The organism is Neobacillus endophyticus (genome assembly GCF_013248975.1).
GTDB classification, from domain to species: Bacteria; Bacillota; Bacilli; order Bacillales; family Cytobacillaceae; genus Neobacillus; species Neobacillus endophyticus.
The window spans coordinates 5,136,714-5,159,777 of sequence record NZ_JABRWH010000001.1; the positions used below are offsets into that span (position 1 = coordinate 5,136,714).

At 38.9% G+C, this 23,064-nt stretch carries 27 protein-coding genes; 3 read left to right on the forward strand and 24 right to left on the reverse strand.

Annotated features, from left to right (window positions below; genetic code table 11):
* Window positions 1–67: 67 nt before the first annotated feature.
* The 20 genes from recN to spoIIIAA form a co-directional block, all read right to left on the reverse strand.
* Window positions 68–1,756, reverse strand: coding sequence for a DNA repair protein RecN (gene recN / locus HPT25_RS25570; RefSeq protein ID WP_173070567.1), 1,689 nt, complete (start codon window positions 1,754–1,756; stop codon window positions 68–70).
* Window positions 1,757–1,773: 17 nt separating this feature from the next.
* Window positions 1,774–2,223, reverse strand: coding sequence for a transcriptional regulator AhrC/ArgR (gene ahrC, locus HPT25_RS25575; RefSeq protein ID WP_173070569.1), 450 nt, complete (start codon window positions 2,221–2,223; stop codon window positions 1,774–1,776).
* A 144-nt stretch (window positions 2,224–2,367) separates the two neighbouring features.
* The gene (locus tag HPT25_RS25580; protein WP_173070571.1) at window positions 2,368–3,198 is read right to left on the reverse strand and encodes a TlyA family RNA methyltransferase; all 831 of its coding nucleotides are present in this window, start codon (window positions 3,196–3,198) and stop codon (window positions 2,368–2,370) included.
* 2 nt (window positions 3,199–3,200) lie between these two features.
* Entirely contained in the window at window positions 3,201–5,096 is a 1,896-nt protein-coding gene (dxs, locus tag HPT25_RS25585; RefSeq protein WP_173070573.1) for a 1-deoxy-D-xylulose-5-phosphate synthase, read from the reverse strand.
* Window positions 5,097–5,267: 171 nt separating this feature from the next.
* Entirely contained in the window at window positions 5,268–6,161 is an 894-nt protein-coding gene (locus HPT25_RS25590) for a polyprenyl synthetase family protein (RefSeq protein WP_173070575.1), read from the reverse strand.
* A 2-nt stretch (window positions 6,162–6,163) separates the two neighbouring features.
* Complete coding sequence (locus HPT25_RS25595) at window positions 6,164–6,397, reverse strand: exodeoxyribonuclease VII small subunit (protein ID WP_173070578.1); 234 nt, start codon at window positions 6,395–6,397, stop codon at window positions 6,164–6,166.
* A complete protein-coding gene (gene xseA / locus HPT25_RS25600) occupies window positions 6,387–7,745 on the reverse strand; it encodes an exodeoxyribonuclease VII large subunit (RefSeq protein ID WP_173070580.1) in 1,359 nt (452 codons plus the stop codon). The genes HPT25_RS25595 and xseA overlap by 11 nt, the downstream gene beginning before the upstream one ends.
* A gap of 138 nt (window positions 7,746–7,883) precedes the next feature.
* Window positions 7,884–8,735, reverse strand: coding sequence for a bifunctional methylenetetrahydrofolate dehydrogenase/methenyltetrahydrofolate cyclohydrolase FolD (folD, locus tag HPT25_RS25605; RefSeq protein ID WP_173070582.1), 852 nt, complete (start codon window positions 8,733–8,735; stop codon window positions 7,884–7,886).
* Between the two features lie 37 nt (window positions 8,736–8,772).
* Window positions 8,773–9,168 carry a transcription antitermination factor NusB gene (gene nusB / locus HPT25_RS25610; RefSeq protein ID WP_173070584.1) on the reverse strand — a complete coding sequence of 132 codons (396 nt, stop codon included), beginning with the start codon at window positions 9,166–9,168 and terminating at the stop codon, window positions 8,773–8,775.
* 169 nt (window positions 9,169–9,337) lie between these two features.
* A complete protein-coding gene (locus HPT25_RS25615; RefSeq protein ID WP_173070586.1) occupies window positions 9,338–9,745 on the reverse strand; it encodes an Asp23/Gls24 family envelope stress response protein in 408 nt (135 codons plus the stop codon).
* Between the two features lie 18 nt (window positions 9,746–9,763).
* Window positions 9,764–11,119 (reverse strand): acetyl-CoA carboxylase biotin carboxylase subunit, encoded by a 1,356-nt coding sequence (accC, locus tag HPT25_RS25620; protein WP_173070588.1) that lies wholly within the window; start codon window positions 11,117–11,119, stop codon window positions 9,764–9,766.
* A gap of 14 nt (window positions 11,120–11,133) precedes the next feature.
* Window positions 11,134–11,649: an acetyl-CoA carboxylase biotin carboxyl carrier protein gene (accB, locus tag HPT25_RS25625; protein ID WP_173070590.1), complete on the reverse strand. Its 516-nt coding sequence runs from the start codon at window positions 11,647–11,649 to the stop codon at window positions 11,134–11,136.
* Window positions 11,650–11,895: 246 nt separating this feature from the next.
* On the reverse strand, window positions 11,896–12,447 hold the full coding sequence (locus tag HPT25_RS25630; RefSeq protein WP_281368250.1) for a SpoIIIAH-like family protein: 552 nt from the start codon (window positions 12,445–12,447) through the stop codon (window positions 11,896–11,898).
* 15 nt (window positions 12,448–12,462) lie between these two features.
* Window positions 12,463–13,113 carry a stage III sporulation protein AG gene (gene spoIIIAG / locus HPT25_RS25635; RefSeq protein ID WP_173070593.1) on the reverse strand — a complete coding sequence of 217 codons (651 nt, stop codon included), beginning with the start codon at window positions 13,111–13,113 and terminating at the stop codon, window positions 12,463–12,465.
* Window positions 13,106–13,735 carry a stage III sporulation protein AF gene (spoIIIAF, locus tag HPT25_RS25640; RefSeq protein ID WP_173070595.1) on the reverse strand — a complete coding sequence of 210 codons (630 nt, stop codon included), beginning with the start codon at window positions 13,733–13,735 and terminating at the stop codon, window positions 13,106–13,108. The genes spoIIIAG and spoIIIAF overlap by 8 nt, the downstream gene beginning before the upstream one ends.
* A 14-nt stretch (window positions 13,736–13,749) precedes the next feature.
* Window positions 13,750–14,946 carry a stage III sporulation protein AE gene (gene spoIIIAE / locus HPT25_RS25645; protein WP_246277280.1) on the reverse strand — a complete coding sequence of 399 codons (1,197 nt, stop codon included), beginning with the start codon at window positions 14,944–14,946 and terminating at the stop codon, window positions 13,750–13,752.
* A 27-nt stretch (window positions 14,947–14,973) separates the two neighbouring features.
* The gene (spoIIIAD, locus tag HPT25_RS25650; protein WP_312857360.1) at window positions 14,974–15,363 is read right to left on the reverse strand and encodes a stage III sporulation protein AD; all 390 of its coding nucleotides are present in this window, start codon (window positions 15,361–15,363) and stop codon (window positions 14,974–14,976) included.
* Window positions 15,364–15,379: 16 nt separating this feature from the next.
* On the reverse strand, window positions 15,380–15,583 hold the full coding sequence (gene spoIIIAC / locus HPT25_RS25655; RefSeq protein WP_173070597.1) for a stage III sporulation protein AC: 204 nt from the start codon (window positions 15,581–15,583) through the stop codon (window positions 15,380–15,382).
* 11 nt (window positions 15,584–15,594) lie between these two features.
* Window positions 15,595–16,110: a stage III sporulation protein SpoIIIAB gene (gene spoIIIAB, locus HPT25_RS25660; protein ID WP_173070599.1), complete on the reverse strand. Its 516-nt coding sequence runs from the start codon at window positions 16,108–16,110 to the stop codon at window positions 15,595–15,597.
* The gene (spoIIIAA, locus tag HPT25_RS25665; RefSeq protein ID WP_173070601.1) at window positions 16,111–17,037 is read right to left on the reverse strand and encodes a stage III sporulation protein AA; all 927 of its coding nucleotides are present in this window, start codon (window positions 17,035–17,037) and stop codon (window positions 16,111–16,113) included.
* 213 nt (window positions 17,038–17,250) lie between these two features.
* On the opposite strand from spoIIIAA, the gene HPT25_RS25670 reads away from it, so the two are divergent.
* A complete protein-coding gene (locus tag HPT25_RS25670) occupies window positions 17,251–17,916 on the forward strand; it encodes an SIMPL domain-containing protein (RefSeq protein ID WP_173070603.1) in 666 nt (221 codons plus the stop codon).
* An 88-nt stretch (window positions 17,917–18,004) separates the two neighbouring features.
* On the opposite strand, the gene efp is transcribed toward HPT25_RS25670, so the two are convergent.
* The 3 genes from efp to HPT25_RS25685 form a co-directional block, all read right to left on the reverse strand.
* Window positions 18,005–18,562 (reverse strand): elongation factor P, encoded by a 558-nt coding sequence (gene efp / locus HPT25_RS25675; protein ID WP_173070605.1) that lies wholly within the window; start codon window positions 18,560–18,562, stop codon window positions 18,005–18,007.
* A 20-nt stretch (window positions 18,563–18,582) separates the two neighbouring features.
* Window positions 18,583–19,644, reverse strand: a complete 1,062-nt coding sequence (locus HPT25_RS25680) for a M24 family metallopeptidase (protein ID WP_173070607.1) — start codon at window positions 19,642–19,644, stop codon at window positions 18,583–18,585.
* A 68-nt stretch (window positions 19,645–19,712) separates the two neighbouring features.
* Window positions 19,713–20,207 carry a YqhR family membrane protein gene (locus tag HPT25_RS25685; protein ID WP_173070609.1) on the reverse strand — a complete coding sequence of 165 codons (495 nt, stop codon included), beginning with the start codon at window positions 20,205–20,207 and terminating at the stop codon, window positions 19,713–19,715.
* A 408-nt stretch (window positions 20,208–20,615) separates the two neighbouring features.
* On the opposite strand from HPT25_RS25685, the gene HPT25_RS25690 reads away from it, so the two are divergent.
* Window positions 20,616–21,560, forward strand: coding sequence for a DUF1385 domain-containing protein (locus HPT25_RS25690; protein WP_173070611.1), 945 nt, complete (start codon window positions 20,616–20,618; stop codon window positions 21,558–21,560).
* A gap of 57 nt (window positions 21,561–21,617) precedes the next feature.
* Window positions 21,618–22,010 (forward strand): SA1362 family protein, encoded by a 393-nt coding sequence (locus tag HPT25_RS25695; protein WP_312857334.1) that lies wholly within the window; start codon window positions 21,618–21,620, stop codon window positions 22,008–22,010.
* A gap of 56 nt (window positions 22,011–22,066) precedes the next feature.
* On the opposite strand, the gene HPT25_RS25700 is transcribed toward HPT25_RS25695, so the two are convergent.
* Window positions 22,067–22,951 carry a patatin-like phospholipase family protein gene (locus HPT25_RS25700; protein ID WP_173070615.1) on the reverse strand — a complete coding sequence of 295 codons (885 nt, stop codon included), beginning with the start codon at window positions 22,949–22,951 and terminating at the stop codon, window positions 22,067–22,069.
* Window positions 22,952–23,064 lie beyond the last annotated feature (113 nt).

A 23,064-nucleotide genomic window follows, 5' to 3' on the forward strand; every position in this document is an offset into this window, starting at 1 on the left:
TTTGCCTCCTTGACAAGCATTTATAACTTGGTTCTATATAAAAAAGCTACCCGCACTGGATAGCTTTTCAATTTTTTTTATTTTCTGCTGCTAATTGCAATAATTCCTCTGCATGTTGCTTCGTCAAATCCGTTATTTCTATTCCTGAAATCATCCGGCCGATTTCTTTTATTTTATCTTCAGCATTCAATGGAGCAACTGCTGTTTTAGTTCTTCCGCCTTTAATGATTTTTGAGATAAATAAATGAGTATCAGCCATCGCAGCAACCTGCGGTAAATGGGAAATACACAATACTTGAGAATTGATCGCTACTTTATATATCTTTTCAGCAATAGCCTGCGCAACCCGGCCGCTCACACCGGTATCCACTTCATCAAATATAATAGAAGTAACACCTTGGTGTTTTGAAAAAATACTCTTTAAGGCAAGCATAATTCGTGATAATTCTCCTCCAGATGCAACTTTTGATAAAGGTTTTAGCGGTTCCCCCGGATTGGTCGTCAGATAAAACTCTACACGGTCGGAACCTGTCGGAGTGAACGATTCTAAATCTGACCAAAAACGAATTTCAAAAACCGTTTTTGCCATGTATAATTCCTTTAATTCTTTATGTATTAATTTTGTAAGTTTTTCTGCCCATTTTTGGCGAAGCTCTGATAATTGTTTTGCTTCCAGTGTTAAATCTCTTTTGATCGACGCGAGTTCTTTTTCCAGCTCTCCAATATGCGTTTCTTTGTTTTGAAGTGTTTCTATTTCTTCTTCAATCTTTGCTGCATATTCTAAAATTTCTTCGATCGTACTGCCATATTTTCGTTTGAGCTGGTTAATCTCCGTTAGTCGATCCTCAATTTCATTTAACCGTTGGGGATCATATTCCAAGACATCCAATTCATTTCTTAGCGACCTAGAGGCATCCTCCAATTGATAAAAACAATTGGAAACTGCTTCAAAAACCTCTTTATATGCTGTATCCAGTGATGCTGCATTCTCAAGGTGATCCATCACCATACTGAGCCAGTCCAGCCCCTTTTGTTCTCCGCTAAGTGCGGCATAACCCAATTGAATGGCTTCATAGACCTTTTCAAAATTGGCCAATTTTCGTTTTTCCTCAAATAACTCTGCATCTTCATTAGGCTTTAAATTAGCTTTTTGAATTTCATCTAATTGGAATAAAATTAAGTCGAGCCGATGTGCCATCTGCTGATCATTTTCACTTAAGGCTTTAAGCTTTTGCTTAGTAGATTCAAATCGGTGATATACTGCTTGGTACTCACTGAGTGAAACAGCGATCTCCTCTATACCAAATTGATCTAGCAGTGGTAAATGTCTCGTTTCGTCCATTAATTCCTGATGTTCATGTTGGCCATGAATATCGACAAGTGCTCCTCCGATTTCCCTAAGCGTTGCAATGGTCACGAGTTTCCCATTGATTCGGCAAACACTCTTTCCAGACCGTGAAATGTCACGGCGTAATACAACCATTCCTTCCTCTATATAAATGCCAAATTCATTAGCCTTCTTGAAAATAGGGTGGTGTGAATCATCGATTTGAAATAGTCCTTCAATTTCTGCCTTTTCTTCACCGTGGCGGACAAATTCAGCGGATCCTCTCCCCCCGACTAACAGATGAATGGCATCAATAATAATTGATTTTCCTGCTCCTGTTTCTCCTGTTAGGACGGTTAATCCTTTATGAAAAGAAATGGACAAGGATTCAATTATGGCAAAATTTTTGATTGAAAGTTCTGCTAACATGGAATACTCCCCCAGACCTACAGCATATCAAGGAACCTTTTTGTAATTGTCTCTGTATCCTCTGTTGTACGGCAAATAATAAGGAGTGTGTCATCCCCGCAAATGGTTCCTAATATTTCATCCCAATCAAGGTGATCGATTAATGCTCCAATTGCCATAGCATTACCAGGCAAGCTTTTCATTACTAATAAATGGCCTGCTGAGTCAATACTGACAAAAGCATCCATCATAGCCCGCTTAAGTTTCTGTAACGGGTTAAATCTTTGGTCCGCAGGAAGACTGTATTTATAACGGCCATCGCTTAATGGCACCTTCACAAGGTGAAGCTCTTTAATGTCCCGGGACACAGTGGCCTGTGTCACATTGTATCCGGCACTCCTTAGTTCATCTACTAGTTCATCCTGTGTTTCTATATCATTACCTGCAATGATTTCTCGAATTTTAATATGTCGTTGACCTTTATTCATGTTTCCACCTCATAGTACTGCCGAGTAATTTGACGAAGTATGTCTCTTCTATCCATATGTTAGCCCATTTTATATCAGTTGTACATTTTTTATTTATAAAAATACAGTGAAATAAATAAAAGGATAAGCCGCAGCCTATCCATTTTACTCATTTTTTGAATGAAACTCCATATGGGCTTCTTTAACCACTTCATCTGGAGATTTTGAAAGTAAATTTGCTCCAGAATCCCTTTCACCTTCCCATTTAAGGTGGAGCAGAAATTCGATATTTCCATCGCCACCGGTTATCGGTGAATAGGATAAGTTCATAATACTATACCCTTGTAGCACAGAAAAATCGATGATTTTTTCAATAACCTGACGATGAACGTTTTCATCGCGAACAATTCCTTTTTTACCTACCTGTTCCCTTCCTGCTTCAAATTGAGGTTTGATCAGTGCAATAATATCACTTCCCGGAACGAGAAGGGTTTTTAATACTGGCAGGATGAGGGTTAACGAGATAAATGACACGTCAATCGTTGCGAAATTCGGCATTTCTCTCGTTAAATCACTAGTTGTAACATAACGGAAATTGGTTCTTTCCATTACCACAACGCGTTCATCCTGACGCATCTTCCAAGCAAGCTGATTATAGCCCACGTCTAAGGCATAGGACAATTTGGCGCCGTTCTGCAGCGCACAATCGGTAAACCCTCCTGTGGAGGCGCCAATGTCTATAACTGCTTTTTCATTTACACTAACATCAAATACTTTTAAGGCTTTTTCCAGTTTTAATCCCCCACGACTTACATAGGGAAGGACATTGCCTTTTACGGTCAGGGGAATTTCGGTTTTTACTTTTTCACCAGGCTTATCCAGCCGCTCTTCGTTTGAATAGACTAATCCGGCCATGATCGCTCTTTTAGCTTTCTCCCGCGTTTCAAATAAGCCTCTCTCCACTAATAAAACATCTAAACGTTCTTTATTTTTCATTGTTATGCCCTTTGCTGTTTTTTTCGAGCTAAAATTGAAATTCTCTTGACCACTTCTTCAGTAGTCAATCCGATTTCTTCAAGAAGCAAACCAACATCGCCATGTTCGATATAGTGGTCAGGAATTCCCATTCGATCAATTTGCGTATGATAATATCCTTGAGTTTGGGCATACTCCAGAACAGCACTGCCGAATCCGCCTTGCAAAACAGCTTCTTCTATTGTGAGAATTGGAATATGTTCATCTAAAATTTTTGTTAGCAATTTACCATCAAGAGGTTTAATAAATCTGGCATTAATGACCTTTACGGATAAGCCAAGCTTTTCAAGTTTCATGGCTGCTTCCATAGCCATCGGAATGGTTGTACCAAAGGTTAGGATAGCCGCATCGTCACCTTCTTTTAATACTTCCCAGGAACCTATTGGGATATTACGTAATTCTTGATCCATTGGCACACCAATCCCATTACCGCGCGGGAACCTCATAGCAATAGGGCCACCATCATAATTCAATGCCGTATATACCATGTGTTGGCCTTCATTTTCATCTTTCGGCATCATTAACACAATATTGGGTACATGCCTTAGAAACGCAATATCAAAAACACCTTGATGAGTTTCACCATCAGCACCAACTAAACCGGCACGATCAATACCGATAAAAACATTTAAATTTTGGCGGCAAATATCATGGACAACCTGATCATATGCTCTTTGTAAAAAGGTAGAGTAAATCGCTAAGAACGGCTTCATGTTTTGAGATGCCAGCCCAGCTGCGACAGTAGCAGCATGCTGCTCAGCAATTCCTACATCATACATTCGATCAGGAAATTCGCTTGCAAAACCTTCAAGCTTTGAACCCACTGGCATTGCCGGAGTAATAGCTACAATTCGCTGATCATCGCGCGCTAATCTTCGTACTGTTTCACTCACTAGACTACTCCATGCAGGCGGCTGCTTTTTAGACGGTTTAACAAACGCTCCAGTATCCATCTTATACGGACCTGTTCCATGCCAAGTACCTGTTTTGTCCGATTCGGCAGGATGAAATCCTTTTCCCTTCTTTGTAATAACATGAAGAAGTACGGGACCCTCTGTCTTTTTCGCATAACTGATATTCTCAAATAATGAATCAAAATTATGACCGTCAATAGGCCCTAAATAGGTAAATCCAAGCTCCTCAAAAAACATGCCGGATACAAATAAATATTTTAAGCTGTCTTTAACCCTTTCGGCAGTAGCTGCCAATTTTCCGCCAACTGCTGGTACCTTCTTTAACAATACTTCCAGCTCATCTTTTACCCATTGGTATTTTCCTGCTGTCCGTAATTGTCCAAGAATATTATGCAAAGCTCCTACATTGGGGGCAATAGACATTTCATTGTCATTTAAAATTACAATCATATCTTTTTTCTCATGGCCGATATGGTTCATCGCCTCGAGAGCCATTCCACCGGTTAGTGCACCATCACCAATCACCGGAACTACAAAATAGTTTTCTTTTTTTAAATCTCGGGCAATCGCCATTCCCATTGCAGCAGAAAGAGAAGTGGAACTATGACCAGTCTCCCAAACATCATGCGCACTTTCTGACCTTTTTGGAAATCCGCATAACCCTTTATATTGTCGCAATGAATCAAATTCGTTTGCTCTGCCCGTCAAAATTTTATGAACATAGGACTGATGTCCAACATCCCAAATTATTTTATCTGTTGGACTGTCAAAACATTTGTGAAGGGCGATAGTTAATTCGACTACACCTAAATTTGGACCAATATGCCCTCCCGTTACAGACAGCTTTTCAATTAAAAAATTTCTAATTTCCTGACTTAAAGACTCCAAATCTTTGTTAGTCATCCCTTTTAAGAAGGATGGGTCTTTAATGGACAACAGATCCATTTATGGATCACTCACTTTCATACTTTTTCTTACTAAATTTTCTCTATTTATATCGTTTCACTTATTCTAAAAAATAGCCGCTAACACAATCGTGATAACGGCCCTGACAACGTTTTCTACAATGAAAACTATTATAACACAATTATTACATTGTCTCAAATACTCGTTTGATTAATGATCTCTGATGGCTACAAGATCGGTTATTTCCATTAGCAATTTTGTATTTAAGCTTGTTTTTGACAAATTTTCTTTGGCAAGTGTTATGTGTTTCATCAAAGCAGATTTTGCACCTTCCAGTGTTAACAAAGAAGGATAGGTATTTTTATAGTTGGCAGTGTCGCTGCCAACAGGCTTTCCGATCAACTGCTGATCACCTACTAAATCCAGAATATCATCTTGAATTTGAAAAGCTAAACCAAGATGATGGGAAAATGCCGAGAGATTATCAGTTTCACTTAGGTTAGCACCGGCAATAATTGCCCCTGCTAAAACACTAAACCCCAGTAACTTTCCAGTCTTATGAATATGAATATATTCAAGCTCCTTAAGGGATAAGGTTTTTCCTTCAGCTTCCATATCGGCAACTTGCCCGCCAACCATTCCTTCCGTTCCTGCAGCTTTTGCCATTTCCAAGATTAACCTTAACTTTGTTTCAGGAGAGATAATTTCCGACGGCAGCTGGCTCATTACTTCAAAGCTATATGTTAATAAAGCGTCCCCGGCCAATGTGGCCACAGCTTCGCCAAAAACCTTATGATTTGTTGGCTTTCCTCTTCTAAGATCGTCATCATCCATACTTGGCAAATCGTCATGAATTAATGAATACGTATGAATCATTTCGATAGCTGCAGCGGCTGACAAGCCTTTTTGCGGTTCCTGTCCAAAAGCTTCCAGTGTGGCAAACAATAAGAGCGGCCGAATTCGCTTTCCGCCTGCTTCAAGGGAATAGATCATGGAATCCTTTATGATGGATGGAGCATCCAGTTTTTCAACCAGTCTGCGAAGCTCTCTGTCCAGAAGTGATTTATATTCTTGAGTAAATGCCTCTAAAGCTGTTCTGTCCAAGACTATTCCTCCTCATTTAGCGTAAAGCTTTCAGTACGGCCGTCCTCCGTAATAATCTGTGTTAGCTGTTCTTCAACATTTTTCAATTTATCATGACAAAGTTTGGATAATTCCATTCCTTCTTTGTAATACTTAATTGCTTCTTCAAGCGGAACATCGCCCTCTTCGAGCTTTTCTACGATTTGTTCCAGCTTTGTCATAGCTTCTTCAAATGATATTTTTTGATCATTCGTCACTATTTTCGATCTCCTTTATTTGCTCGACTTGGCAAAATAAACTTCCATCTGTTAATTGAATCTGAACCTTGTCGAAATTTTTGACTTGTGAAACACTCTTTATTAAGCGGTTATCTTCCGAATAGGCTAAGCTGTAGCCTCGTTCCATTATCGCAAGAGGGCTAAGCGCACGTAGTGTTGAAATGATTCTTTGAAAATCCGTTTGCTTTTTAGAATGAACTTTTACCATGGCCTTGTTCAAATCTTTTTGCACTCGTTCAAAGCTCGTTCTGGCTTCAGTCAGCGCTTCTCGGGGATGCATTCGCTGCAAGCGTTTTTCCAAAACATCATGCTGATTTTTTTTCAAAGAAGTTAAGCGAGCTGATCCGCGAACAAGCATTTCTGTCAATCTGTCAACATGCTCTATTTTTTGCTCATAGAGCCTTAACGGGTAACGAAAAGCATAGGATTTTTGCGTGCGATGGAACCTTTCTTTTTGAAAGCGAAATTGCTCCTGCATTGCCCGCAGCAGGCGAGTTTGCCGCTGCAAAACCCTGTCCATCAGCTCGTCTACATGCGGAACAGCAAGTTCTGCTGCTCCAGTCGGTGTTGGAGCCCTAAGATCAGCGACAAAATCGGCAATGGTGAAATCAGTCTCATGACCGACAGCCGAAATAATCGGTATCATTGAAGCAAAAATGGCCCGAGCCACTACTTCCTCATTGAAAGCCCATAACTCTTCAATGGAACCGCCGCCGCGCCCAACAATTAGTACATCTATATCTTCCCGGTTATTGGCTTTTTCAATTGCCTTAGCAATAGATGGAGCAGCTTGCTCACCTTGTACAAGAACTGGCAGAACCAAGATATTTACGATTGGATAACGCCGTTTTATGGTAGTAATCACATCTCGGATGGCAGCACCCGTCGGTGAAGTGATTACCCCAACCGTTCTTGGGTAAAGAGGGATAGCTTTCTTGTTTTCCGCGGCAAATAAACCTTCTATTTCCAGTCTCTGTTTTAATTGTTCATACGCTAAAAATAATTCTCCAATGCCATCAGGCTGCATTTCCTTAATATAGATTTGATACTGACCGCTCGGTTCATAAACTGTTATATCGCCCTTCACGATAACTTTCATCCCGTTTTCCGGTGTAAACTTCATTGAACGGGAATTACTTGAAAACATAACAGCCAAAATGCGAGCTTTTTCATCCTTAAGAGTAAAATACATATGCCCGCTTGAATGTTGTTTAAAATTAGAAATTTCTCCTCGAACATGGAGATCATGTAAATGCGGGTCCGCATCAAATTTTCGTTTTATGTATTTTGTTAAAGCATTCACAGATAAATATCTTTGTTCCTGCATGGTTATACCTCTTTAGCCCCATATAATTAAAACTGTCCTTAACTATTATATATTAAGCCCTTCTTTTTGTCCGCAAAACCACCGGAATGGAACTTAATATCATAAAAGATAAGAACAGCTTCTCAAAAAATGGGGTATCTACCTTAGTGTTTCTTTTGCTGATTTTAAAGTATTATACATCAACATTGTAATGGTCATTGGACCGACCCCTTTAGGGACAGGTGTGATATATCCAGCCTTTTCCCTCACTTCATTAAATGCAACATCGCCGCAGAGCTTTCCTTCATCGTTACGGTTAATACCGACATCAATGACGACGGCGCCCTCTTTGACATGTTCTGCTCTAATAAAATTAGGTATTCCAACTGCAGCGATCAGTATATCTGCCTGACTCGTATGTACAGCTAAATCTTTCGTTCTAGAGTGGCAATACGTGACAGTAGCATTCTGGTTCAGCAATAATTGCCCAACAGGTTTGCCAACGATATTACTTCTTCCTACAACTACTGCATTTTTACCTGAAATAGAAATGCCGCTTTCCTCTAACAACACCATAATTCCAAACGGTGTGCAAGGCAAGAAGGCATTTTGCCCCGCCATCATTCTCCCGATATTGATGGGGTGAAAACCGTCAACATCCTTGGCTGGAGTAATGGTTTCAATCACCTTTTTTTCATCAATATGTTCAGGGAGAGGTAGTTGAACTAAGATCCCGTGAATTTTGGAGTCTCCATTTAATTCCTCAATCTTTGATAATAATTCTACTTCAGGCGTCTCTTCAGGCAATTCAATTAATAAGGAATACATTCCTAGTTCTTCACAAGTTTTTTGTTTATTTGAAACGTACGTACGGGATGCATGATTATTACCGACTAGAATAACTGCCAGCCCAGGAGTGACCCCCTTTGCTTTGAGCAACTTAACTTCTTCTGCAATTTGCACTTTCTTTTTTTCGGCAATTTCTTTTCCATTAATGATTTGTGCTGTCAATTTCATTCCTCCCCTTACCCTTTTTCAGAGGAACCAATCAATTATTGAGACTTTGCTTTATCTTTGATAAGACTCCGTTAACAAACTTGCTTGACTGGTCATCTCCATATATTTTTGCTATTTCAATGGCTTCATCTAAAACAACATTTTCCGGAACTTCCTGCTGTATGAATTTCAATTCAAATACAGCTATTCTTAGAAGGTTACGGTCAACGGTTGCCAAACGATCTAACGACCATTTTTCAAGATTTTCACTTATCAGATTGTCAATTTCAGTTTTATGTTCGATTACACCGAATACAAGTTTTGACAGATAATCATCACCTGCTTCTTCTTCTAAAACATGTTCAATTGCTGATTCTGGCTCCGTCTGACTGACATCAATTTGAAAAAGAGCCTGAAGCGCTTTTTCTCTGGCTGTTCTTCTTTTCATTATTCCAATAACTCCTTTTAGGATTTAAATAGTCCTATACTTTAAATACATTCTCACTTACACAAAAGATAATAGCACAACTGATACGGAATCGCACTTTAAGTTTGGTTTTTTTTTCAATTTTGCATAGAAATAGAACAACCAAAGGAAGATCCTTTGGTTGTTCGTGTTACATTTCCGAATCGATTTCAGGCTCAATTTTTTGTGTTTCAAATTGAATCCCGACTACATGAATGTTAACCTCTTCTGCTTCTAAAGCAGTCATATTGTGCAGCGCCTGACGGATATTATCCTGAACTTTTCCAGCGATGACAGGAATGGAGACGCCAAATTTCATTAAACAGTATACATCCACCTTTATTCCAGTCTCAGTAAGCTCTACTTTAACGCCTTTACCATGATTTTTCTTTCCTAAACGCTCGACAACGCCTGCAGCAAAGTTGCCGCGCATGCCAGCAACTCCCTCAACCTCGTTTGCTGCTATACCAGCGATTACTTCAATAACTTCAGGTGCTATCTCAATTTTGCCAAGTCCATCATTTTCTTGTTCCATTTCCAAGATATTAAACTCGCTCACCTAAAACACCTCCGGTTTTTAGACTGATTTCATCACATCATGCAATTCGAGGAATTTCGTATTGAAATTTCCTTCTACAAATTGTTGATGTTCAAGCAGTTTCAAATGAAAAGGAATAGTGGTATGAATCCCTTCAACAACAAATTCACTTAATGCCCGCTTCATTCTTGCAATGGCTTCATCTCTAGTACTGCCATATGCGATGACTTTTGCAATCATCGAATCATAGTAAGGTGGAATCGTGTATCCAGGGTATGCAGCTGAATCGATTCGAACACCCAGTCCACCCGGTGGCAGATACATATTAATCTTTCCAGCAGATGGAAGAAAGTTCTTTTCAGGGTTTTCAGCATTGATTCTACACTCTATTGCCCAGCCGTTAAACGTAACGTCCTTTTGAGTGATAGACAATTTTTCACCATTTGCTACACGGATCTGCTCTTTGATCAAATCTACCCCAGTAACCATTTCCGTAACAGGATGTTCTACTTGGATTCTAGTATTCATTTCCATAAAATAGAATTTCCGATTGCGATAGTCATAAATAAATTCTACTGTACCGGCACCTGAATAATTAACCGCTTTTGCTGCCTTTACAGCTGCATTTCCCATTTCTGCACGAATTTCTCCGTCAAGAGCGGGTGATGGTGTTTCTTCCAGTAGTTTTTGAAGTCTCCTCTGAATGGAACAGTCACGTTCACCTAAGTGAATAGTGTTGCCATGGGTATCTGCCAAAACTTGTATTTCTACATGGCGGAAGTCCTCAATATATTTTTCAATATACACCCCTGGATTACCAAATGCAGTCAAGGCTTCCTGCTGAGTTATATTGATGCCTTTTATTAATTCTTGTTCATTCTTAGCAATTCGGATTCCTTTTCCGCCGCCTCCAGCAGTAGCTTTAATGATAACTGGATAATGGATGGTTTTTACGAGCTCCAACGCTTCATCGATATCCTTAATAATTCCTTTTGATCCTGGAACTATCGGTACTCCTGCTTCCTGCATTGTCTCCCTGGCAATATCTTTTGTTCCCATTTTCGTAATCGCTTCTGGGCTTGGGCCGACAAAAGTAATATGACATTCCCGGCAAAGTTCAGCAAAGTCAGCATTTTCAGCTAAAAAACCATATCCTGGATGGATTGCATCACATCCAGTAAGATTTGCCACACTAATTATATTCGTTACGTTCAGATAGCTGTCTTTCGAAGGAGTAGGACCGATGCAGTATGCTTCATCAGCAAGCTGAACATGTAGTGCATCGCGATCGGCCTCGGAAAATACGGCCACAGACTCAATTCCCATTTCCCGGCAGGCTCGAATAATCCTAACAGCAATTTCTCCCCTGTTTGCAATTAACAGTTTTTTTATCATCCTGTTACCGCTCCTTATTCTGGTTTCACTAAAAATAATGGCTGTCCGTATTCAACTAGCTGGCCATTTTTCACGAGCACTTCAACGATTTCCCCATTTACTTCTGCTTCAATTTCGTTAAATAATTTCATCGCTTCTACAATACATACAATGGAATCTTTTGTTACTTTAGAACCAGGTTTCACATAAGCATCTGCATCAGGGCTTGGTGATCCATAAAAAGTTCCAACCATAGGTGATGTGATTTTATGTAAATTAGATGCAGCTGCTTCTGTCGCAGCCTCAGCCTTTGGAGTCTCCTGAGTCGTTTCTTGGACTGCCGCTACAGGTGTAGCAGAAGGCGCTGGAATGTGCTGGACTGCTGGAGCTGCCGAGACAGCTGTTTGCAGCATTGGCTGGACAGTTGTAACTGTCTCCCCTGCATTTTTCTTCATTTTTATTTTTGATCCATCATTTTCATATACAAATTCATCAATCGTTGATTGATCGATCAATTTAATTAGTTCACGAATTTCTTGTACTTTTAACATTTCGTAACACCCCTTGTTCCTTTAAATTTAAGACTAGATATTAATACTATACGATAATATCTTGTTAAAGTTCAATAATCTTAATGAACCCTATTTCATTTTACACCTTATCAGGCCTCTCCATCTTAATATTTTTTTGATAAAATGTGAATTTTTGAAAACGTTTTCCTTGTAAAATATCATTGTAGGCTACTTTTATCTGAATTAAACAGAAAAAGGAAAGCGGCTGCTCTCCCTTTTTCTGCTTTATTTGGATGGCGCAAATTCAACGGCAACAAAATTTGTTTCACCAATCTCTTTTTTAACTTTTTGAATGATTTGGTTAGCTTCGGTAGGAGAAAGTTTTTTCTTTGACTTTACTGTGACTCTTACATTTTCACCATCAGCTCTGACTAAGGCATCTTCATAACCCATCGTTTTAATAAGTGTTTCAAGAATTTCTTCCTTTTGTGCAGTTTCATTTAATTTATCCATTTGATCTTTTATTTTGCTTCGTTCCTCTGCTGGCAAGTTTGTAGCTGCAAGTTCGTTTGTCAATTCCTCTTTTTGTTGGCTTCGCTGATCATCAAGTGTCATTCGCAGTTGTTCAAATGTGCTGTCTCCAGCTGCCTGAGAAACTACTTTTTGCCCGTCCTTTGATTGGGTCTTTGTTTGTTGCGTTGTTTGATTTTTAGCTTTTTGCTCGACTACAGCAAGGTCTTTACTTTTTTGCTCTGGGGATGTGATGTAATATACTGATAAAACAACCACTAAACTTAACATCGTTAATAGCCATACTGTTTGTTTTTTCAACAACATTCAATAATCCTCCCTTTATTTTTTAGGCATTACCGCAACCCGGTAACTTGGAACCCCTAGAACCCTTGTAACAGCCTCGACAATCCACTTTTTCACTTCTATATTTTCCGCACCCTTGGCTACTACAAGGACCCCGCGAATCGCAGGCTTTTTGGTTTCAACAACGATCGGAACCTCTTTATCGCCATTTTTGATGATCACTAGCTGCTGATCTGTGGAAGTATCCTGAACTTTACGCTGACCTCCGTCTGTTGCAGTTTCCTCCGTGGTTTGTTCCTTTGTGACTGTATTTTTTTCAAGTATTTTTTTATCAGTAGAATCAATGTTTACTACAACCGTTACGTCCTTCACACCTAACATTTCTTCAATGGCCTTCCTTAATTGATCCTCATATTTTCCCTCGTACTCGGCAATGGCTGAATTTCCAGAACTTTTACTTTGACCAAATGCCGGAACATCACTTGATTGTGTGTTTTGATTTGCTGATGCTTGTATACTGTTAGTGGAGCTTCCTGACTTAAAAAAGACATTTCCAACGACCATAAATGCAGCTCCAACACATAATACGAGAAGCATATACTGATATTTTCCTATTTTCTTATCAGAGTTTTCTTCTAATTTGAGCAGCTTTTTGAGCCACGAAAACGGCCCCTTTTGATTATCCATTTTGTTGATCGATCCCCCCTTCAATCGAAACATCTACTGTTTCTTTTGTGACATTCCATTGTTTTGATAGATATGCTGCAATCTTATCTGATTCTGCTGTTGATTTTTGAGAGGATAAAGGTGCATCGGTGTTAATAACAATCGGTTTAATCGCTTCTACTGTTTTTCCGTCATTACTCGACTGCTTCAGAAGAACGGTGATTTTTTGGAGGTTGTCTGGGAATGCTTGGTCACTTTTTCCGTTCGTTGTGATATTGATTTTATCAATTTCTAAACCGTATTTTTTTATCAACTCCTCTTCTGCCTCCTTTTTCAGCTGTGCAGCCGTTTCTTCTAAAATATATGCATGCTGGGAGGCTTGTATTTCTTTTTTCTTTAAATCTATGTTATTTTTCATATTATTTTTTTCCGGCACTTGAAAAGAAGGGATGGATGAGAGATTCTCTTCAAAATCCTTAGAAATCAGCTTATAGATCGGTGTAAGAATGATCGCAATTAATAATAATCCAGTGACCATCTTTGTATATTTTTGCATACTAGAATTTGGAAGAAGCATATCAATAACTGTAGCTAACAAAATAAATAGAATAATATTTGTTACCCACTCTTTTAAAAATTCCATTCATCTGCCACCTCCTATCTCATCATCATCGTTAAATTCCCGGCGGCCACAATGACTGTTATACTTAAAAAGAACATTAACGATACAATTCCTAGTGCTGCAAAAACATATATGACACTTTTGCTGATAATATCAAGACACTTAATGATTGGCCCGCCTCCCAATGGTTGAAGGACAGAAGCAGCAAATTTATATATAAAAGAAATCATTAAGATTTTAATGGCAGGAAAAGCAACAATTATGAGGAGAATCGCAACTCCTGCGATACCAACAGTATTTTTCAAAAGAACAGATGCACTAACAACGGTATCTGTGGCATCGGTAAACATTCTGCCTATAACTGGGATAAAGTTTCCCGCGAGAAATTTGGCCGTCCGAATGGTGATCCCATCGGTAACGGCTGCGGAAGCACCCTGTACCGAAATAACTCCCAAGAAAACAGTTAGGAAAAGTCCCATCAACCCTATGCTCCAATTGCGCAGCAGTGATGCCAATTGGGTTACTTTATATTGTTCTGACATTGTGCTAACAATGCTAAGCAGAGTTCCTAAGAACAGAAGCGGTAGAATCAAATATTGCATTAAAAATCCGCTCATATTCATTAAAAACAAAATGACGGGATGAAAAAAAGCTGCGGAAGCAATCCCCCCTGATGCAGCCATTAATGCTAGCAACAGCGGAATCAGGGCGAGAACAAATGAAATCATCGTACCAATGGCTTCATTAGCGTAGTTTATAGCAATATGGAAACTATTCAGAGCCAGTATGACTAAGACCATGTAGACAATTGCATAGGCTATTTTACTGACATTACTTTGTTCAAAAGCATTTTGCATTGATTGGAGAAACATGCTGAAAATCGCCAGCATAATAATCGAACCCAGTAGTTTTCCATTTGCTACAAATTCCTGAAAAGCAAATTTTAAAAACCCCTGTCCCCAGAGTTTGAGCGAAAATTTTTTCTCGCCTTTCATAAATTCATAAAGACTCCCTTTCTGACTTTCAGGAAGGAAGCCGCCATATTTATTGGTAATATCCTCCCAAAATTGCTTTAAGTCAGACAAATCCAGCGATTTCAGCTGTGAATCTACCAACTCTTGGGGTGAAAGCGCTGGAGGATCTTTGGAATTTTCTGCTGCTTGAGCATTTGGAATACAAAAAAATAAGGTTAAAAGAATCATTATCGGAATGATCTGCATCCATTGCTTCAATATTTACACCTCATTTTAAGGATTGGATCAAGCGGGAATTAGTTTAATTATGGTTTCAATCAATACAGTCAGAATCGGAATTGCCATCGCAAGAATGATTACTTTTCCTGCTAATTCAATTTTAGAAGCAATTGATCCTTGTCCCGCATCCTTGGTAATTTGAACGGCAAATTCTGCGATATAGGCAATACCGATGATTTTTAGGATGGTTTCAACGTAGACTAAATTTACTTTTGCATTCACTGCCAGCCTTTCTAGCATGTGAATGATCTCATAAATTTTGTCTACCAGGAAAAGAAAAATAGCACAGCCGACAAAAACGATTAATAGGAAAGCAAAATTGGGTTTTTGTTCTTTCACAATCAGAGCAAGAAAGGTGGCAACAAAAGATATCCCAACGATTTTTATGATTTCAATCGTAGAGCCCCCCTTTCTATTGGAATAAGAATACTGATTTTATTTTCTGGAAAAGATCATCGACTATAGAAGCAACCTGGAACAGGATGTAAATAAACCCAAAAAGGGTTACCCATTGAGCGTATTCCTTCTTCCCTACTTGATCGAGAACTGTATGCAAAAATGCCACAACAATCCCTACTCCAGCAATTTTAAATATAATATCAACGTCTAACCCCATTGCTTTTCCTCCTAAAATAATAAAATAATTAGTAAAAGTCCGGTTAAGAAGCCAAGACTTTTTAGCATTTTCTCGTATTTTGCCTGTGCCTGCAGGGCGTCTGCTTCCTCTCTTTCAAGGTGAGAAAGTGTAAGCATAATTTGTTTTTGCTGCGAAATACGATCATATCGGCCAAGAGTTTCTCCAAACTGCTTCATGATTTCAAATTCTCCTTGTTTTAATGCAGTTGCCTTCCATACCTCTTTTAAACTCATTTCCCATGCTTCTTTTACCGTCGTTTCCGTATTTGTTAATCTCTCTGCAAAACCATTAAAAAAAACCGAAAGCGGAGGTGCCAGCTGCTCAGCTAATCGTCTTGATGCTTCATGAAGTGGGGTGTGTCCATACATAATCTCAGCATCCAACGCTTGTAATGCAGACCTTAAAGCTCTTAGCTGCCGCGGTCTCTCACTAAAATTCCGTGAAAATTCAAATCCAATGACAGTGGTTGCCACAATGATGAAAATGGCACCTATCAGCTTTACCATTTATGTCACTCTCACTTTTTGATATAATTCCATTCCGCACTCGTCCAATATATGGGTAATTGTCCCAGGGCCAGAACTCCTGTTAAGAACAATGAATCGATCAAATATTCTTTGATTTAGGATTTCCTTGAGCGAGGGCCTATTCCTGATTTCATCTAAACTGCTGCCATGTGTTGTCATCATCAGTTTAATTCCTGCATGTACCGCTTCCTGAATCGCTTCAGCATCCTCCTTGCGTCCAATTTCATCAACAATTAAGACTTCCGGGCTCATCGATCGAATCATCATCATCATTCCCTCTGCCTTTGGACAGGCATCCAGCACGTCCAAACGGTAGCCAAAGCTTAGCTGAGGGATTCCATTTACACATCCGGCTATTTCACTGCGCTCATCCACAATCCCTACTTTACTTGCTTGTATATCTACTGATACTATTCCGGTAGAAATAATTCGGGCAAGATCTCGCAACAGTGTTGTCTTTCCTGTCTGCGGCGGACCGATTACCATTGTATTCATCCAGTTTCCTTGATAAATAAAAGGGATCATCGGATCACCAATGCCAACTTTTTCTCTGGCGATTCGAATGTTAAAAGAGGAAATGTCCCGAACTGCCTTTACCTTCCCATCCTCAAGAATGACTTTCCCTGCAAGTCCAATTCTATGCCCCCCAGAGATCGTTATATATCCGCGTTTTAATTCTTCCTCTAGTGTATAAATGGAAAATTGGCTGATTTTATTCATAAAATGAAAAGCATCATCAGGTTGAACTATATATCCTAAAAATCTAGGAGGGCCTCCACTGATCGTTATTTCAATAGGCCGATTGATACGAATCCGAATTTCTTCCAATTCATTTATATGTTCAGGAGGGATTTGTTTGATTTGGCCAGCAATGCTTTTAGGTAAAAATGGAAGAACTGTTTCCAAAATGATTACCTCCTTGTCAACGCTTGTCTTACTATTTAAAATGTATGCCTGGTTGGACACAATATGACACGTAAATCTGTTCATTCTCACTTTCATTCTATTTGTTTGATTTTTTAATAGACCTCAAGCTTCCGATAAATAGGTTTAATTGAAGGAACATTTCCATAAAATCGCTCGTATCTTATAGAAAATAAAGGTTTTCGGAGGTTTGGCATGTATAATCATTATCAACAGCCAACACAAGGTAAGGGGCATTATGTGATCAAAGTGAATGGAGAGGGCACACTTGCAGTTTCTCCTGATTTAGCCTCTATAAATCTAGGTGTCATTTCAGAAGGAAAAGATCTGCTAACAGCTCAGCAGCAGAATGGGCAATCATCAACAAAAGTTATCAATGCTCTTCTTTCGCTTGGTCTTAATAAAACAGATATTCAAACCTTTGACTACCGTATTGAATCTGAATATGACTACGAACAAGGAAAACAACTATTTCGCGGCTATAAAATAACAAATATTATACAGGTGAAAATAGTAGATTTATCCATGATTGGGAAAATTGTTGATAATTCGGTACAACAAGGTGTTAATTATGTCTCAAATGTTCAATTTAAGGTAAAAGATAAAGAACGGTATGATCATCAAGCATTGGCACTCGCCTTACAAAATGCGATGGAAAAAGCAAAAGTAATCGCCAACACTCTAAATGTCAGTTTGTCACCCGTCCCCCATTTAATTGTAGAGGGGGGTACAACAGAGCGGCCATTCCCACTGCATATGGAAACTATTGTAAAAGGGATCAGCTCCACAAATTTTGAGCCAGGTCAAATAAATGTCACAGCCAACGTTTTGGTAGAGTATCATTATCGCCCAAAATATTAGAAAAGGCTTGAACCCAAAACAGGATTCAAAGTGGACAAATATTAAAAAAAGCCCTAGACCGTCAATCAGTCTAAGGCTTTTTTATGGACTATGCTCTTGATACGTAAGAGCTATCTGTAGTATTAATGATTAATTTGTCACCTTGGTTAACAAAGAACGGCACTTGTACAACAAGACCTGTTTCCATTGTTGCAGGCTTTGTACCGCCTGAAGCTGTGTCACCTTTAATACCTGGTTCTGTTTCAGTAACTTCTAGTACTACTGTGTTAGGCAATTCTACACCAAGTGTTTCACCATGGAACATCATGATATGTACTTCCATGTTTTCCTTTAAAAACTTTAATTCGTATTCAATACTTGTTGCTGGAAGTTCTACTTGTTCGTAAGATTCCATATCCATAAACACGTGTTGATCACCGCTTGCATATAGGTATTGCATTTTTCGGTTGTCAATTTGTGCTTTCTCTACTTTTTCACCGGCACGGAATGTTTTTTCCTGAATTGCTCCATTTCGAAGGTTACGAAGTTTGGAACGTACGAATGCAGCTCCCTTTCCAGGTTTCACGTGTTGGAAATCAATGACGCGCCAAATGCCGCCGTCCACTTCAATCGTTAAACCTGTTCGGAAATCGTTAACTGAAATCATCTTAAAATCCTCCTAAATCCCTACAATATAATAAGTTCTTTTGCAGAATGAGTGAGCGCTTCATTATGGTCTTTCGTAATAAGCGTATCATCTTCAATCCGCACACCACCAAGACCAGGGATATAAATTCCTGGTTCACATGTTACGATCATTCCAGGTTCCAAAACGATATCCGACTTTGCAGAAAGGCTTGGTCCTTCATGGACTTCAAGGCCAATCCCATGTCCAGTTGAATGTCCAAAGTAATCTCCGTAACCTTTTTCTGATATGTAGTCTCTCGTTAATGCATCGGCCTGCTTCCCAGTCATTCCTGGTTTAATGCCTTCCATACCACGAATTTGTGCTTCCAAAACAATTTCATAGATATTTTTCAGCTTGCTGTCAGGCTCGCCAACGGCAACTGTTCTTGTTATATCAGAAACATATCCTTTGTAATATGCTCCAAAATCGAGTGTTACCATATCGCCTTTTTCGATGATCTTCTCACTAGCAACACCATGAGGCAATGCGGAACGATAACCTGATGCAACAATCGTATCGAAAGATGAAGAAACCGCTCCGGCTTTTCTCATAAAGAATTCTAACTCATTCGCTACTTCAAGTTCAGTTTTCCCTGGACGAATAAAGTCCAAGATATGTTTAAAGGCTGCATCAGCAATATCCGCAGCTTCCTTTAATATCTTAATCTCTGCATCAGTCTTAATCAAGCGTAATTTTTCAATTACCCCAGAAATAGGGACTAGTTCAGCTTCGATTTCTTTTTCATATAATTTAAATGAAGATAAAGTTAAGTAATCCTCTTCCACTCCAAGTTTTTGAATGCCTAATTTTTTAATTTGCAGCGCGACTTCTTTTTGGAGTGTTTCAGCAAACTTAATAATTTCAAAGCCCTCGCATTGTTTGGATGCTTGTTCCATGTAACGGAAATCGGTAATAAAATGCGCTTGGTCACTACTGATTAATACAACACCGGCAGTACCAGTAAAATTTGATATGTATCGGCGGTTATATGGGCTTGTAATCAATACCCCATCAATGCCATTTGCTGCAAAACTAGATCGTAATTTTTCTAATTTCCCCATTTCCTCCACTCTCCTTTTCAGTCACTAGTTCATTTTATCATAACCAGTTGATTCGCACTATTAGTAAGTCAGGTTGAGGCTTCCTTCTTTTGCATGGAATTCAATTGATACTCGTAACTAATGGAATATCCAATAAAAATCCCATATACAATATATATACAAATTGAGGTGATGACAGTATCCCTGCTTAAGTCCACAAATGGCTTAATTCCAGGAAATAAAGGATTTAAAATAAAAAAAACAAGCAGGAACAAGACAATACCATAGCATAAACCCATCCACCAGCCTTTAAACCTTTTAAGCAGTAAGTAATAAATGAAGGCAGCACAAACGGAAATCAGGCCGAGCAAAACTATGGATAAAACTGTTCCCTGCCACCCGTATTTCCATTTCCCAAGTGCCCACGGTTCAATGATTACATTGGGACGTATATCAGTAAAACTAAGGTAGGATGCGATAAATCCAATCAATCCCCAAAAGATTCCTCCAAATAACCCAGTCCAGAATACCATCACTGGCAATGACATAGGTTGTGGATATCTCGTCTTCAATTCTTTAGTCATAATATTTCCTCCAATGCTATTTATAATAGTACTAAAACATTTTTCTTTAAATAAAGGCTATGTTAAAGAGCGTTGTAGATTATTCTTAGTTGATGGAGTGGAAGGCGCGAAGACTCCCACGGGAGTATGAGGCAGGAAAGACCCCACAGGCACATAAGCTATAAAGGAGGCTTACTGGACCGCTCCTGCCTGGAGTGGGTAATTAAATCCTTGTTTAACAAAGGCATAGTTATTATGTCCTTTACTTTCCAATCTTTTGCACCTAAAAAAATATTTTTTGATTTTTAATTGGAAAGAATATGTCATTCCTAGAGGTTTTTTGATTTTTCTAGTAGAATACATTTAAGTACATTCAGATTTTTGTTTTCTGCTAATGTGCAACTTTGTTATAGATTGGTGTTGATGTGTATGTCTAAATCGCAAAAAACGGTATACGGCGGTCAAGCCGTGGTCGAGGGAGTTATGTTTGGCGGAAAATATCATTATGTTACGGCGATTCGCAGAAGGGACCATTCAATAGATTATTTTCATTTGCCCCGCAAACAAAATCCTACCTTAACCAGTTTCAAAAAAATCCCTTTCCTTCGTGGGATTATTGCCATTATTGAGGCCAGTGCAAACGGTTCAAAGCATTTGAACTTTTCCACAGAAAGATATGATACAGACCCGAAAGATGATGAAAAACTAAAGGAAAAAGAAGCCCCCAAATTATCGATGTACCTTAGTGTTGCGACAATTGGTGTCATATCATTTTTATTTGGAAAATTTGCGTTTACATTAATCCCCATCTTCTTAGCTGAATTAACGAGGCCGCTGTTTTCATCAGATGTTGCCCAAGTATTGGTGGAAGGGTTTTTTAAACTGTTAATTTTACTTTGCTATATTTATTTTGTTTCCTTAACACCATTAATTAAAAGGGTGTTTCAATATCATGGTGCTGAGCATAAAGTAATAAATACCTTTGAGGCTGGTGCGGAACTGACGGTTGAAAATGTTCAGGCCCATTCCCGACTTCATTATCGATGCGGGAGCAGTTTCATATTATTTACTGTTATTGTTGGTGTTTTTGTTTATATGGCCGTTCCGACTTCTCCTCTTTGGTTACGAATTGTTGACCGATTAATTTTAATACCAGTGGTTTTAGGTATTGCCTTTGAAGTTTTGCAATTCACGAATAAATTAAGAGATGTTCCAGTGCTAAAGTATCTCGGACTTCCAGGATTATGGCTTCAGCTGTTAACAACAAAGGAACCTAGTCATGACCAGGTAGAAGTGGCGATTCATTCCTTTAATGAGTTACTCCGAAAAGAAAAGGAAGCTGAATATAAAATTGAAACGGAAGAAATTGTCTAAAATCCATAAATGAAGGGTTTAAAAGAGTAAAAAAATGCTTATGATGCTCTTAGGGAGGTGGCTTTCTTGAAAAATCGGACATCTTTAATTGTTGTCGGGGGACTGATCATTCTTGCCATTATCGGCGTTGTTAGTTCATTTTCAGCTAATCCCGCCGGTTTTATTCAGGGATTAGCAGTCATCGCATTGATTTGTTGTGTGATCTATTTTGTTGTTCGTAAATTTTCAACCTCAAGCCCTCAGAAAAAAGAGCAGCGTGCATTTCTAAAAGCTGCAAGAAGATCAAAACGGCGCTTGCTGCAAAAGGGCGGCGATTCGAATCCAAAAAATTCCGGCCTCGGTACTTTATCACCACTTAAGAAAAATACCAAGCCTAAAAAGAAATCTCCTGCTCATCTAACAGTCATTGAAGGAAAAAAAGGAAAAAAGAAAAATCGAGCGTCATTTTAACACGCTCGATTCTTTTTTGATATAAATTTTCCTTTATTATAAATAATACAAAAATATTAGTAACTCCACTGATTCAAGAAATTTTTGGCATGCTCTTTTCCTATTGTAAACAATTCCTGCTTTTGAATATCTGTTAAATGAAACTCAATAGGAAGAATCCCTTCAGTGGGAATAAAGATGATATTTTTTGCATGTTTTTTGGAAATATACCTCGAGTCATGGGCATCTTTCATCGTTTCAAACAAAGCTGCAAATAATTGGATGCCATTTTTTATTGTATGTTTTTTATGCTCATATTCACTCGCACTCAGGGAAATCCCCAGGACAGGTCTGACTTTTCGTTCGTCCTCCCTATCAAATATCCACATAGGAAAGTTACTTAAGACCCCTCCATCAACAATGATGTTAATACCGGTTATTGAACGCAATCTCACAGGCTCAAAAAAATATGGAATACTGCAGCTCATCCTAATTGCTTTTGCAATGGGAAATGAGTTTGAAGAAATTCCGTATTTTTCTAAATCGTCAGGCAGCACTATCATCGTTCCATTTGAAAGGTCAGAAGCAATAACCCGAAGAGTTTTAGGCGGTAAATCCGAGAATGTTCTCAGCCCCTTTGCTGCAAGTTTTTCTGTCATCCACTTTTCAAATTCCACGCCTCTATATAACCCCAGTTTCCAATAGACTGACAGCCATTTAAAAAAAGAAAATGGAATGAGTGATTTACGGGTATCAAGCATCAGATCCATATCCACTTCATCGATCAACTGGTATATTTCTTGACTTGTATAGCCAGCAGCAATAAACGCTGCTACAATCGAACCTGCGCTTGTTGCTGCCATTCTTACAAAGCGTAAACCTCTGCTTTCAATTTCCTCGTAAGCACCAATTAAAGCAAATCCTTTTATGCCTCCCCCAGATAATACACCGTCGATATTCATGGCAGCCACTCCCCATGATGGTCTCATTGTTACATCTTTAAGCAGGAGCCGCCTAAAATAGTACTAAGGACAAGAAGAAAATTTCAGGTCTATGTAAAAAGAGCATCAATGGA

Excerpts from the sequence above, each read along its gene's own strand:
- spoIIIAB (WP_173070599.1), bottom strand. The coding sequence starts at position 16,110 with ATGGTAAAGCTGATAGGTGCCATTTTCATCATTGTGGCAACCACTGTC.
- spoIIIAC (WP_173070597.1), bottom strand. The coding sequence starts at position 15,583 with ATGGGGTTAGACGTTGATATTATATTTAAAATTGCTGGAGTAGGGATT.
- recN (WP_173070567.1), bottom strand. The coding sequence starts at position 1,756 with ATGTTAGCAGAACTTTCAATCAAAAATTTTGCCATAATTGAATCCTTG.
- efp (WP_173070605.1), bottom strand. The coding sequence starts at position 18,562 with ATGATTTCAGTTAACGATTTCCGAACAGGTTTAACGATTGAAGTGGAC.
- HPT25_RS25680 (WP_173070607.1), bottom strand. The coding sequence starts at position 19,644 with ATGGGGAAATTAGAAAAATTACGATCTAGTTTTGCAGCAAATGGCATT.
- xseA (WP_173070580.1), bottom strand. The coding sequence starts at position 7,745 with ATGCAGGAACAAAGATATTTATCTGTGAATGCTTTAACAAAATACATA.
- HPT25_RS25700 (WP_173070615.1), bottom strand. The coding sequence starts at position 22,951 with ATGAATATCGACGGTGTATTATCTGGGGGAGGCATAAAAGGATTTGCT.
- HPT25_RS25630 (WP_281368250.1), bottom strand. The coding sequence starts at position 12,447 with ATGTTGTTGAAAAAACAAACAGTATGGCTATTAACGATGTTAAGTTTA.
- HPT25_RS25685 (WP_173070609.1), bottom strand. The coding sequence starts at position 20,207 with ATGACTAAAGAATTGAAGACGAGATATCCACAACCTATGTCATTGCCA.
- HPT25_RS25670 (WP_173070603.1), top strand. The coding sequence starts at position 17,251 with ATGTATAATCATTATCAACAGCCAACACAAGGTAAGGGGCATTATGTG.
- accC (WP_173070588.1), bottom strand. The coding sequence starts at position 11,119 with ATGATAAAAAAACTGTTAATTGCAAACAGGGGAGAAATTGCTGTTAGG.
- dxs (WP_173070573.1), bottom strand. The coding sequence starts at position 5,096 with ATGGATCTGTTGTCCATTAAAGACCCATCCTTCTTAAAAGGGATGACT.
- spoIIIAF (WP_173070595.1), bottom strand. The coding sequence starts at position 13,735 with ATGGAATTTTTAAAAGAGTGGGTAACAAATATTATTCTATTTATTTTG.
- ahrC (WP_173070569.1), bottom strand. The coding sequence starts at position 2,223 with ATGAATAAAGGTCAACGACATATTAAAATTCGAGAAATCATTGCAGGT.
- HPT25_RS25690 (WP_173070611.1), top strand. The coding sequence starts at position 20,616 with ATGTCTAAATCGCAAAAAACGGTATACGGCGGTCAAGCCGTGGTCGAG.
- nusB (WP_173070584.1), bottom strand. The coding sequence starts at position 9,168 with ATGAAAAGAAGAACAGCCAGAGAAAAAGCGCTTCAGGCTCTTTTTCAA.
- accB (WP_173070590.1), bottom strand. The coding sequence starts at position 11,649 with ATGTTAAAAGTACAAGAAATTCGTGAACTAATTAAATTGATCGATCAA.
- HPT25_RS25580 (WP_173070571.1), bottom strand. The coding sequence starts at position 3,198 with ATGAAAAATAAAGAACGTTTAGATGTTTTATTAGTGGAGAGAGGCTTA.
- spoIIIAG (WP_173070593.1), bottom strand. The coding sequence starts at position 13,113 with ATGGATAATCAAAAGGGGCCGTTTTCGTGGCTCAAAAAGCTGCTCAAA.